The 11,971-nt window shown below is 57.2% G+C and carries 9 protein-coding genes; 2 read left to right on the plus strand and 7 right to left on the minus strand.

What is annotated here, in order from left to right; genetic code table 11:
* Window positions 1-288: 288 nt before the first annotated feature.
* Both ACN0WW_RS03705 and ACN0WW_RS03710 read right to left on the minus strand, forming a co-directional pair.
* Window positions 289-957, minus strand: coding sequence for a TetR/AcrR family transcriptional regulator (locus tag ACN0WW_RS03705; RefSeq protein ID WP_417609758.1), 669 nt, complete (start codon window positions 955-957; stop codon window positions 289-291).
* A 24-nt stretch (window positions 958-981) separates the two neighbouring features.
* Entirely contained in the window at window positions 982-2,799 is a 1,818-nt protein-coding gene (locus ACN0WW_RS03710; protein ID WP_417609501.1) for a DUF3604 domain-containing protein, read from the minus strand.
* A gap of 155 nt (window positions 2,800-2,954) precedes the next feature.
* Here ACN0WW_RS03710 and ACN0WW_RS03715 point away from each other — a divergent pair, with 155 nt between their 5' ends.
* Window positions 2,955-5,195 (plus strand): TonB-dependent receptor, encoded by a 2,241-nt coding sequence (locus ACN0WW_RS03715; RefSeq protein WP_417609503.1) that lies wholly within the window; start codon window positions 2,955-2,957, stop codon window positions 5,193-5,195.
* A gap of 181 nt (window positions 5,196-5,376) precedes the next feature.
* Here ACN0WW_RS03715 and ACN0WW_RS03720 read toward each other — a convergent pair whose 3' ends face one another.
* The 5 genes from ACN0WW_RS03720 to ACN0WW_RS03740 form a co-directional block, all read right to left on the minus strand.
* Entirely contained in the window at window positions 5,377-6,627 is a 1,251-nt protein-coding gene (locus tag ACN0WW_RS03720; RefSeq protein WP_417609505.1) for an ABC transporter permease, read from the minus strand.
* On the minus strand, window positions 6,624-7,328 hold the full coding sequence (locus ACN0WW_RS03725) for an ABC transporter ATP-binding protein (RefSeq protein WP_417609507.1): 705 nt from the start codon (window positions 7,326-7,328) through the stop codon (window positions 6,624-6,626). The genes ACN0WW_RS03720 and ACN0WW_RS03725 overlap by 4 nt, the downstream gene beginning before the upstream one ends.
* A 3-nt stretch (window positions 7,329-7,331) precedes the next feature.
* Window positions 7,332-8,630, minus strand: coding sequence for an efflux RND transporter periplasmic adaptor subunit (locus ACN0WW_RS03730; protein ID WP_417609509.1), 1,299 nt, complete (start codon window positions 8,628-8,630; stop codon window positions 7,332-7,334).
* Window positions 8,631-9,011: 381 nt separating this feature from the next.
* A complete protein-coding gene (locus ACN0WW_RS03735) occupies window positions 9,012-9,812 on the minus strand; it encodes a CDP-alcohol phosphatidyltransferase family protein (protein ID WP_417609511.1) in 801 nt (266 codons plus the stop codon).
* 30 nt (window positions 9,813-9,842) lie between these two features.
* Complete coding sequence (locus ACN0WW_RS03740) at window positions 9,843-10,577, minus strand: phosphatidylserine decarboxylase (protein ID WP_417609513.1); 735 nt, start codon at window positions 10,575-10,577, stop codon at window positions 9,843-9,845.
* Window positions 10,578-10,770: 193 nt separating this feature from the next.
* On the opposite strand from ACN0WW_RS03740, the gene ACN0WW_RS03745 reads away from it, so the two are divergent.
* Window positions 10,771-11,971, plus strand: a 1,201-nt coding sequence (locus tag ACN0WW_RS03745; RefSeq protein WP_417609515.1) for an NADP-dependent isocitrate dehydrogenase, incomplete at its 3' end; no start/stop codon positions are given.

Genomic DNA, 11,971 nt, shown 5'->3' on the forward strand with positions numbered 1-11,971 from the left:
TTGCTGTAGGGTCACGACAGGGCCCGCCATAATATTTCTCCTTATCCGGTTATGCCTCTGGAAAGCTGAGAACCGCAAAGGACCTGAAAGGCCCCGATTGGCACCGGTATGAGTGCTTTCCATGTGGAATGAGCGTGCCGTTAAGACCAGGCGGGAGAAAAAGCAACCCCAAAACTGGCCCAGAACAAAATCCCCGACAATCGAAATATCTACCGCCCGGTTGCCGATTTCTGCTCTGGATCAGCAGGCCACAAGTGCCAAACTTTGTTGCGCCTTTGCAAACCGGTGTCAGGAGCCACTTTTTCTTTCCGGCTTCTCCGCCAGCCCCAGTTGCGTAAAATTCTTAAAGCTTTCCACGATGCTGTCCATATAGTCTTGCGAGTTCCAGTGAAGCGTAACAGCGCCGATCGCGTTGAAGCAAAAGGCCATCAACAGGTCCCCGGCGATCTCGACCCTGGTGCTTTCGGGCAAGTCACCGTTATCGACCGCTTCCTGGACAAGCGTCCGAAAGACCTGCCCGATCTCGGTTCGTGCTTCGCGCATAGCCTCATATTTTTCAGGGTCCCGGGCCATCTTGATCTGTGTCGTACTGCTCAAAATCTGGATACCGGGACTGGATTTCAGATCTTCGCCGAGACCGAACAATATTTTTTCGAATCGTTTTTTCCAGTGCCCGCCTTCACCCATGACTTGCGACAGCATGGAACGGGTATTGTTCATCATCCGCAACACGGTTTGCTTGAACAATTCGTCCTTTGACTCATAGTGATTGTAAATTGCGGCGCTGGTAATCCCGGCTTCTCGCGCAATCATCCGGATGTTCACTTCCGAATAATTATATTTTGCAAAAAGCATGGAAGCCGCATCCAGAATATTGGATTTTGTGACTTCGGTTGAACCGCCTTTCGGGCGCCCTAACGCCCGCTTCTTGCGTGGAATCTCATTTTTAATTTCGATCGGACAATATCCTTGGCCGCCATGTTACGAATTGCGGTCAGGCTCATACCAGACAGGAGAGCTGTAGACCCTCTCCTGAATATAGGCAGGATATTCCGGAGAGATTTTTACCTTATATCGTTCGGAATCATAGGTTGTCCATCGCTTGGTCGGCATCTGAATCACTCTTACATAATAGAAAGCATATTCTTCGGGTTTGAAATCCGGGTCGCTCCAGAAAACGGAAAGCTCTGGCTCGCCGCTGGCTGCCTTGGCCAGGGCAACGTCGTAGACATGCTCCTTCACATCGCCTTTTGCGGTGCGCCAACCCTTGACGATCTGGACGCGCTGCAAGTTCACGTCTTCCGGATCCTTGAGCGCCTTCACCAGAAACGTAGGAGCCCGCCCCGGCATGGAAGGATAGAGCATGCCCCCCATCGGAACGCCGTGGCTATAGCCCCATTTGGCGAATTCTTTTCGCTTCAGATCTGTCGCGGCAAAGTCCCAGCCGGCAAACAGGCGCAATTTGATACGCGGACCGGTCGTCGCATAAATCTCCCGGCGCTTGATCGCGTCAAACAGCTCTTGCCTGGTATTTGCCCGTGCCCAGATACCCGAATAGCCAGAGGCGCTCAGCTTCGCGTTGGGCCAAAGCGCATGCCCCATTTTGATCGACGAGCGCTCTGCCGAGGGCTCAGAATCCTTGAACTTCCCCCAGAAATTATTGTCGTCCGACGTGGACAGCGCGGTGTGCGTGTCAGTCGATCCCATCAGGCCGAACTGATAGGGATTTTCGCCGAGCTTCGCCTTGTAGGACAGTCCTTTCTTGAGACCACTGCGGGCATATTCGCCTTCCAGCATCTTCTTGCGCAAGACCGGGTCCTTGGGTTTGGGCGTCAGCGAAATATCGGTTTCGTCCCAGGTCTCGAAATCCGCAAATTCATCGTCCGGCGACAGGAGCGGGTGGGCTTCGCCGTCGCCCTTGACCTGAGTCACCTCGTACACCGGCTCCCAGCGCATACGCGTCTTCGCATAGTCCGCAGTGAACGCCTTGCCGGACTGGGTGGCATCCCCGAACATTAGTCCCCCCGACAGATTGCCGTTATGGGCGATCGCAAGGACATTGCCTTTGGTCGCGCGTTCATATTGGTCGAGAAATTCCCACAATCTTTCGGGGTCATCGCTTTCGAGCGCGGAAAACGGGATGATCTGCTTGGTTTTTTCGGGTCCGTCCCGGAATACGACGACCCTGTGCATATTGCGGCCGCCCGGCATTGAGGTCCATTCATAGCCGGCAAAGGCCGTAAACTTGCCCGCATCATTATATCGCTCCGCCACATCGACCACATAGTTCCAGACGGTTTTCGTGAAGGCCTTGCCCGGCACTTCCTGCGGCCGTGCACCGGTGACCATGTCGACATATTCGCTCATGATCGGCCCCATGCCTTCTGCTTTTTCCAGATATCCGCGCCATCTTTTTCCCAGTGCGGAAGAGAGGGCCTGTTCGCTCCCGCTTTGCAGCCCGGTCAGAAATCCGAGATATTCCGCGTGGTCGGCAACCATCAGAAAATCCAGAGGACGGCTCAGCTTTGCCCGCTGTCCGGAGGACGTTTCGACCTCCTCGCCTCGGGCAAATCGATAAGCGGCCTCGGGCCCTAAGTTCCGGTTGCCAAAGCTGTTGCTATCAAACGACAAATTGGAATGCACATGCAGGTCGCCCCAATAGACGTCATCGGGCAGGTCCGCCACCGCGACATCTTTCGCAGCGACATTTCCGGACGCCTCGGGTCCGACATTTTGGCATCCGGCCAATCCCAAGGACGCAGATGATATCAGAATGAACATTTTTTGGGACAACTGCATTGGTCTCTCCTCGCTCAACTGATGCGGCGTCCGCAGTTCCCTTCACGCGACCGCCTGTCAGTTTTGATTGTGGGGCGTATCAATAAGTGATCATATATTCATTTAATAGAAGAGATAGTATCAAACTTTTCGACACAACAGGGGGGAGAACCACAATGAAATCGAAGATGCAGACATTCAAAATCCAGCTGACTTATGGTGCCACGCTGGGGGCCATCGCCTGGTGCAGCCCGGCAATCGCGCAGCAAGCAGCGGACGACCAGGCCGAAGAAGATAGCAATATCATTGTCGTCAGCGGACGCCTGCGCGGCGATTCCGAGTCCGTTCAGGACGTGCCGCTGGCCGTCACCGTCGTCAGCACGGAACAGCTTGGTGCCCAGGGCGCGCTGAACATCGAAGATCTCGAAACCCTCTCCCCTAGCCTGGTCATCGACCCGGTCGCAGCCGGTCCGGGAGCGGGAGCGATATCCCTGCGCGGCGTCAGCTTCGAAGATGTAGAAAAAAGCTTCGAACCCACGGTCGGCGTGGTGATCGACGGGGTCTTCTCCGGCACCAGCACGGCCCAGCTCACCAACGCTTTTGATTTTGAGCAGGTTGAAGTGCTGCGCGGACCGCAAGGCACGTTGTTCGGGCGCAATACCATCGGCGGGGTGATCAACGTCAAACGCACGCGACCGACGAAGGAGTTTGGCGTGCGGGCTGAGACAACTTTTGGCAACTATGGGCGGGAAGAATTTAACGCCGTCGTCAATATCGGCGACGGCGATATATTTGGCGCAAAATTCTTTGCTTCGGACCGCACGTTCGATGGCTATTACAATAATGTCACCTTGGGACGCCGTACCGGAGCGAGCAGCATCCGCAACGCGGGCGGAACGATCCTGATCGAACCGAGTCCGGATCTCGAGATATTTCTCACCGCCGAATTCACCAAGATAGGCGGCGATCCCGCCGTGGCCTCGCTGTCCCAGACCGGCGAAGTAATCTGCGGTATTGCTGCCGTTGCCAACCAGTGCAACCGCAATACCGAAGATGACCTCTATACGGTCTTCTCCAACACGCTTGGCAGCACGGATTTCCAGGAGGATGCCTATTCGGCCCGTATCAATTATAATATTGGCAGTCTGACCATATCGTCGATTACCGCGTTAAAGGATTCCGATGAACTGGTCGTGCAGGACTTTGACGCAACGTCGATCCCGTTCTTTACGACCAGCCGCGCCCAGCAATATCGGCAATTCAGCCAGGAACTGCGTCTGGCGGGCGATTTTACCGAATGGTTAAGCGGCGTCATCGGCCTGTTCTACTTCAACAATGAATATCAGCTGCAGCAAACGACAACTCCGCCCAGTGGTGTCACCGTGCCAGCGGAAACGGACCATGAAACCAAGTCCTATGCCGTCTTCGGTGACTTCGATATCACCCTCACCGATCAGCTTCGTCTGAGCGTTGGCGCCCGCTATTCGAAAGACAAAAAGCAATATACGCGCTCGATCTTCGCCGGGCCCGGGCCGCTTCTCGCTCTGTCCAACAAGGACGACTGGAGCCAGTTTACCCCGCGAGTCAGCCTCGATTATCGCTTCAATGACGACATTCTTGTTTATGGTTCCTATGCCCGCGGCTACCGTTCGGGCGGTTTCAACGGCCGCGCCAACAGCCCGAGTTCCGTTGCTGTTTCATTCGGTCCGGAAACAGTGGATTCGTTCGAGGTTGGCGCAAAGACCGAATTTGCAGACGGACGTGTCACGCTGAACATGGCGGGTTTCTACACCAAATATAAAGACAAGCAGGAAGACGTGGTGCAAGCCACCCCGCCCGGCTCTCCCAATCCGCAGGAAACCGTGACCCTGAACGCCGCAACAGCCTCGATTCTGGGGGCGGAAGTCGATATGCGCGCCGAGCTTTTCGACGGCTTTACGATCGTCGGGTCGCTTGGCTTACTGGATGCGAAATATGATGATTTCTTCATCGACCTGAATCTAGACGGCGTCCAGGACCCCGGCGAAGATGCATCGACGCGCGATTTACGGCGGGCGCCCAATGTATCGGTCTCCATTTCCGGCAATTACGAGTTGATGGTAACGGACAATGACAGTCTGAATTTCAATGCCAAATACAGCACGACCAGCTCCTATCAGACCACGATCGTCGCTGCGCCTGGCAACTTCGGACAAAATGATCCGCGCGGACTGCACCAGTCACAGGACGATGTCTCCGCATCGCTTACCTATACGCACACATTTGCTGACGATTCAGAAATATATGTCCGGGCGTTCGGCCGCAATCTGCTCGACAATCGTGGGCTGGGTTCGACACTGCCAGTCGCAGGCCTGTTTACCTTCGGAAGCGCGATCCCTCCGCGCCAATATGGTGTGACCCTCGGCTTCGATTTCTGACATCGTCAAATATCGAAGCTCTCACCAGGCCTTGGGCCCGGTACATATTCAATTGCGCTCCCAGTGCAGCCTTTGGAGGGCTCTGCTTGTCAGAGCCCTCTTTTTTTGGCGGCATACCGGCCGATACTGCGCCAGCTACCCCCAAACGATCTGCCTGTCGGTGGGCGCTGGAACCGACGGACTACTCGCTGCGCAGCGCCTCGATCGGCGAAAGACGCGAGGCGCGAATGGCGGGATAGCCCCCGAACAGCAAGCCGATCACCGCTGAAAAGACGATCGCGCCGATGCCCACGCCAATCCCGATCGGGACCGGAAAGTCGGCATAGATCGTCAGCGCCGTGCCAGCGGCGATCGCCATGCCCAGACCGATGGCACCGCCAATCACGCACAGCACCGCGGCCTCAACCAGAAACTGGTTGCGGATATCGCTCCGCTTGGCACCCAGCGCCATCCTGAGGCCGATCTCCCGGGTCCGTTCGGTCACGCTGACCAGCATGATATTCATGATGCCGATCCCCCCGACCAGCAGCGAGATCGAGGCAATGGCAACCAGCACGATCTGGAAGATGCCAGTAACCTGCGCCGACTCCTTCATAAATTCTTCCGTCGTTCGGATGGTGAACGGATTGATTTCCTTGCCCCTCACCCGATAGCGCTCGCGCAGCAGCCGGGTGATCTCGCGTTTCGCTCTGGGCAGCGAAACCCCGTCCTCAAAGCCGACAAACAGCATCTGCAGATCATCAGGCCCGGACAGGGAATCACCGACGAACCGCTGGCGCGTGGTGGTGATCGGCATGATGGCGATATCGTCATTGTCATTGCCGAAGCTCGAGCCTTTCGATTCCATCACGCCAATGACCGTGAACGGGGCCCGGTTGATGCGCACCGTTTCCCCTACCGGGTCATAGTCGCCGAACAGCTTCTTCGCGACGCTGGGCCCCAGCACGACGACCCGCGCGGCGGAACGGACGTCGGCTTCGGTGATAAAACGACCGGATTCGGCGGCGGCATTGGCGACCTTGCCGTACCCTGGCGTCGCGCCGATCGCGCTGGTGGTAGCGTTGCGGCCGGCCACCACCAGCTGGATCGAGGTGCGCAGTTGCGGCGCGATATCGGTGATCCCGCTGATCTGCTTTTCGATTGCACGGGCATCCCGCATGGTCAGCCGGCCGCGATCAAAGGTGGTGCGTCCCCCTTCACTGTCCGGTTGCGGGAAAATCAGCGCCATGTTGGAACCCAGCGCATTGATCGACTGCATCACCGACACCTGCGCTCCGGACCCCACCGCGACCGCGAGCGTCACTGCGAAAACTCCGATCATCACCCCCAGCGTGGTCAGGATCGAGCGCATCAGATTGGTCCGCAAGGCGGTGATCGCGATCGCGACATTGACGATCCAGGCAGCACTTTTCTTGCCGAGACTGCCGATCATGCGCTGACCATCCGCCGGTGGGCCACCAGCACATCCTCGACCACCTTGCCATCGCGGAACTCGATCCGGCGCTTGGCATGGTCCGCGATCTCGGCTTCGTGCGTCACCACGATGATCGTGATTCCCTGATCATTCAGCCGCTCGAAAATCGCCATGATGTCTTCCGACGTCTTGCTGTCCAGCGCGCCGGTCGGTTCGTCGGCCAGCAGAATCACCGGGTCGGTCACCAGCGCCCGCGCGATAGCCACGCGCTGCTGCTGCCCGCCCGACAATTTCGCCGGTGAATGGTCCGTCCGGTCGCCGAGCCCCATTTCCTCCAGTTTCGCCCTCGCCCGCTCCCTACGCTCCTCGCTGCCAAGGCCGGCGTAAATCAGCGGCACCGCTACATTGTCGAGCGCCGTCGTTCGGGCGAGCAGGTTGAATTGCTGAAAGATGAAGCCGATTTTCTGGTTGCGCAATTCGGCCAGCGCGTCGCCGTCCCGGTCCTGGGTGGCGATGCCGTCGATCCGCACTTCTCCCGAGGTCGGCACATCGAGGCAGCCGATCATGTTCATGAAGGTCGACTTGCCCGATCCGCTGGCGCCCATGATCGCGACATATTCGCCGCGCTCTATAGAGAGCGACACCCCGTCCACGGCGCGCACGGTCTCCTCGCCCATGATGTAATTTTTGACCAGATCCCGGGTTTCTACCAGCGCCATGACTTATTCGTCCTCGCTGGCGAAATCATCCTCGTCGTCATCTTCATTGGCCAAATTCTTCGTGCGCACCAGCACCTTCTCCCCTGCCTTCGCGCCTTTGACGATCTCGACAAAATCCTCGCCGACCAGGCCGAGCGTGACCACCCGCCGAACCGGCTTGTACGGATCATCGCTGGCCACCCAGATGGCGGTGACCCGCTTCGATCCCGGCTTTCTTTCTTCGCTGTCCTCGTCCTCCTCTGGCCGGTCATCCTTGCGCGGACGAAAGCGGATAGCCGATGCCGGGACCCTCAGGACATTCCTGCGGGTGCCGGTGACGATTTCGACATTGGCGGTCATTCCGGTCAGCAGCTTGCCGTCCTTGTTGTCGACATCGAGGATCACCAGATAGCTGACCACATTCTGCGCTTCTGTCGCGGATTTCCGGATCTGCCCGACTTTGGCGACAAAGGTGTCATCGGGATAGCTGTCGACCGTGAAGCGGACGGTCTGACCGACCCGGACCTGGCCGATATCGGCCTCGTCGACCGAGGCCTCCACCTGCATACGGCTGGTGTCGGCAGCGATTTCAAACAGATTGGGGGTCTGAAAACTGGCGGCGACGGTGGTGCCGGGCTCGACCAGCTTGTTGATTACGACGCCGCTGGTCGGCGCGATGATCCGCGTGCGGTTAAGGTCCAGTTGCGCGGAGGACAGTTCGGCGGTGCTTTGCGCGATCTGTGCGCGTCCGCTTTGCGCTTGCGCCTTCGCCGTGCTCAGCGCGGCCTGCGCCGTGGCCAATGCGTTTTGCGCCTGATCGATGCCGGCTTTGGACACGAACCCCTTTTCCGCCAGTTCCTGCTGCCGCTTAAATTCGCGCGACTGTACGGCGAAATCGGTTTGCGCGCGGATGATCGAGGCTTCCGCTTGCGCCAGATTCGCACGCGCCAGCTCAACCTGCGCGCGGGCCTGGGTTACTCGGGCGTCGATGCGGGTCGGATCGATTCTGGCCAGCACCTGCCCCGCCGTGACCGGCGAGTTAAAGTCGACATACACATCGGTCACCTGCCCGGAAATCTCGGAACCCACCTTGATCGTGTTCAAGGCCCGCACCTTGCCGCTCGCCGACACGATCCGGGCGACATCCCCGCGAGTCACCGGCTCGGTGACATATTCATATTCGGGTGCGGACGGGACGATGATCTTGTACAAAATCGCAAGGAACAGGATCGCTATCAGTCCGGAAATGACAGGATGGCGGCGCACCCAGCTGGGCATCGGGTTGGTAATCGCTTCTCTCCGTGTCTTAGGTAGGTAAGTCACTATGTCACGCAGGGAAGAGATAGGCAATAAGAGACCGGCCCGACAGGCTGGAGCATTTTCATCGATCTAGCATATCGCCAGGGAATCCTGCCCGCGAGGCCAGATTTGGTCGCGCGTTTCAAAATCCGCTTGACAATGAGAACAGATATGGAACATTAAGAGCTCATTGATAGAACGAATGGAATTATCTCATGCTCAGTATCGCTATCTCTTCCTTTTTTGCCGTCGCGCTTCTCGGCTCTGCGACCGTCATTGCGATGATGTTTCTGCAATATCGGGACAGGATTGTCAGCGTCATTGAAAATGAGTTGCAGACCCGGCCGTCCGAAACGGCCAGTCCATCCTCAGCCTGTCGACTCCGGACCGTCAAGGTGCCGCAACCTATGGCGTCCCATCGTTCGATGCGGCCCGTTCCATTGCGCGTTGCCGCTTGACCTTGGCATAGCTGCGGATGCTGAACGGGATCAGCAGCATATAGCCGATGCTGATGGCCGAAAGCATGATCCATGGGGAATTGATCAGCGCAACGCCGACCAGAGCAACAACAGCGATCGCTTCCAGCCGAATATTCTTGCGCAAACGCAGAGATGTCCAGCTGAACGTCGCCGTATTGGAAATCATCAGGAACGCGACCAGCACAATCCACGGCGCAACAAGCGCATAATGGCGGAAAATATCGAGGTCGGTAATCATCCACAGATAGAGCGGCAACATCGCCAGACCAGCACCGACCGGCGCCGGAATACCGGTCAGAAACCCGGCTGACTTGTGGGGCTGATCATCATCGTCGATCGACGCATTGAAACGCGCCAGACGGAGGGCACAGCCGACAGCCATGGTAAGCGCCAGCACCCAGCCGAATTGCGGCATATATTGCGTCGACCAGAAAAACATGACCAGTGCAGGCGACACGCCAAAAGCGATCACGTCCGAAAGGGAATCCAGTTCCGCCCCGAACCGGCTTTGCGCATTGAGCAGCCGGGCGACCCGGCCATCCAGGCCATCCAATATGCCGGCAAGCACAATCGAGCTGGCGGCCAGGACCCAATTGTCCATGGAGGCGAAGCGCACACTGCTCAGCCCGACGCACAAAGCCAGCGCGGTGACCGCATTCGGAACAAAGGCGCGCAACGGAATGCCGCGCTCCGGATGTCTCAGAGAACCTTTTTTAGGCATCAGCATCACACAATCTATAAAGCGACCATCGAGCGGTCATTGGCCGACCCCTTCAATTTCTTTCGCCTCGCCAACCACCGCGAGCACGGTTTCACCAGCGATTGACCGCTGCCCCAGCACCACATTGGGCGTTGTACCCTTCGGCAAATAGACATCCACCCGGCTGCCAAAACGGATCAATCCGATTCGCTGACCCGCGGCGACAAAATCGCCTTCCTTGACGAAAGACATGATCCGGCGCGCTACCAGCCCGGCAATCTGGGTAAAGCCAATTTTCAACCCGTCGTTGCGCTCGACCAGAAAATGCTGCCGTTCATTTTCTTCGCTGGCCTTGTCCAGGTCAGCATTCAGAAATTTTCCGGAGATATAGGCCTGACGTTTCACCGTTCCTTCAATCGGCGTCCGGTTGATATGGACATCGAACACGCTCATGAAGATTGAAACCCGGATCAGTTCCTCATCGCCAAGTCCGCCCTCGCCCTGCAGCTCGACCGGCGGCTTTACCGGCATGATCAGATTCACAAGCCCATCGGCGGGCGCGACGATATATTTGTCATCCAGCGGGGTGACCCGTTTCGGATCGCGGAAAAAGGCAAGAACCCAGGCAGTGACGGCCGCCATCGGCCAGGCCAGGGTTTCCCAGGCCATCAGCGCGAAGAACAAAGTGATGGCCGCAGCAATGACTGCGAATTTGCGCCCTTCGGGATGCACGGGCGGAAAAGACCATTTGGCTTCTCCCAATCCCTTGTTTGAATATTTTTCGATTGCCATGAACGCTACTTAGGGGCGGGTCATAGTTCTGACAACACTCCCGTTGATATATTGAAATTTCAACGCTGGAAATTAGCATAACCGTCAGCGCCCCGATCCTACAACTCTGGGTTGAACAAACGACAATCTTTGCTAAGAGGCTGGCAACATCGTTCCTCCCTCTGGCACCCGTTTCAGGAAAGAATAAAACAATATGTCGAAAATCAAGGTCAAAAACCCGGTCGTCGAAATTGACGGCGATGAAATGACGCGGATCATCTGGCAGTGGATTCGCGAACGGTTGATTGAGCCTTATCTCGACATTGATCTGCATTATTACGACCTCTCGATCGAGGTTCGCGATGACACCAATGACAAGATCACCGTCGATGCAGCCAATGCCATCAAGAAACATGGCGTCGGCGTCAAATGCGCGACGATCACGCCGGACGAGCAGCGGGTCGAGGAATTCGACCTGAAACGGATGTGGAAATCGCCGAACGGCACGATCCGCAACATCCTTGGTGGCGTGGTCTTCCGCGAACCCATCGTGATCGACAATGTACCGCGGCTGGTTCCCGGCTGGACCGATCCCATCGTGGTCGGCCGTCATGCCTTTGGCGACCAGTATCGCTGCACCGACTTCAAGGTACCGGGACCCGGCAAGCTGCGGCTGGTCTGGGAAGGCGACAACGGCGATTCGATCGATGAAGAAGTGTTCCAGTTCCCCTCGCCCGGTATCGCCATGGCCATGTACAACCTCGACGACTCGATCCGCGACTTTGCCCGCGCATCGATGAACTACGGCCTGAACCGTGAATGGCCGGTCTATCTGTCGACCAAGAACACGATCATGAAAGCCTATGATGGCCGCTTCAAGGATCTGTTCGAGGAAGTGTTTCAGGAAGAGTTCAAGGCCGCTTTCGACAAGGCTGGAATCACCTACGAACATCGCCTGATCGATGACATGGTTGCCTCGGCGCTCAAATGGAGCGGCAAGTTCGTCTGGGCCTGTAAAAACTACGATGGTGACGTTCAATCCGACACCGTTGCACAGGGCTTTGGTTCGCTCGGCCTGATGACATCTGTCCTGATGACCCCGACCGGCGATTGCGTCGAGGCGGAAGCCGCGCATGGTACGGTTACCCGCCACTATCGCCAGCATCAGCAAGGCAAGGCGACATCAACCAACCCGATTGCCTCGATCTTCGCCTGGACACGCGGCCTGATCTATCGCGGCAAGTTCGACGATACGCCTGATGTGACGCGTTTCGCTGAAACCCTGGAACGCGTCTGCATTCAGACCGTTGAAAGTGGCAGTATGACGAAGGATCTTGCGATCCTTATCGGGCCCGACCAGTCTTGGATGACAACCGAACAGTTTTTCGAAGCCGTCCGGTCCAATCTGGAAACCG

The organism is Parasphingorhabdus sp., from assembly GCF_048269865.1.
Lineage (GTDB): Bacteria > Pseudomonadota > Alphaproteobacteria > Sphingomonadales > Sphingomonadaceae > Parasphingorhabdus.

Coding starts and splice junctions, on each gene's coding strand:
- ACN0WW_RS03710 (WP_417609501.1), bottom strand. CDS start 2,799: ATGCAGTTGTCCCAAAAAATGTTCATTCTGATATCATCTGCGTCCTTG.
- ACN0WW_RS03715 (WP_417609503.1), top strand. CDS start 2,955: ATGAAATCGAAGATGCAGACATTCAAAATCCAGCTGACTTATGGTGCC.
- ACN0WW_RS03720 (WP_417609505.1), bottom strand. CDS start 6,627: ATGATCGGCAGTCTCGGCAAGAAAAGTGCTGCCTGGATCGTCAATGTC.
- ACN0WW_RS03725 (WP_417609507.1), bottom strand. CDS start 7,328: ATGGCGCTGGTAGAAACCCGGGATCTGGTCAAAAATTACATCATGGGC.
- ACN0WW_RS03735 (WP_417609511.1), bottom strand. CDS start 9,812: ATGCTGATGCCTAAAAAAGGTTCTCTGAGACATCCGGAGCGCGGCATT.
- ACN0WW_RS03740 (WP_417609513.1), bottom strand. CDS start 10,577: ATGGCAATCGAAAAATATTCAAACAAGGGATTGGGAGAAGCCAAATGG.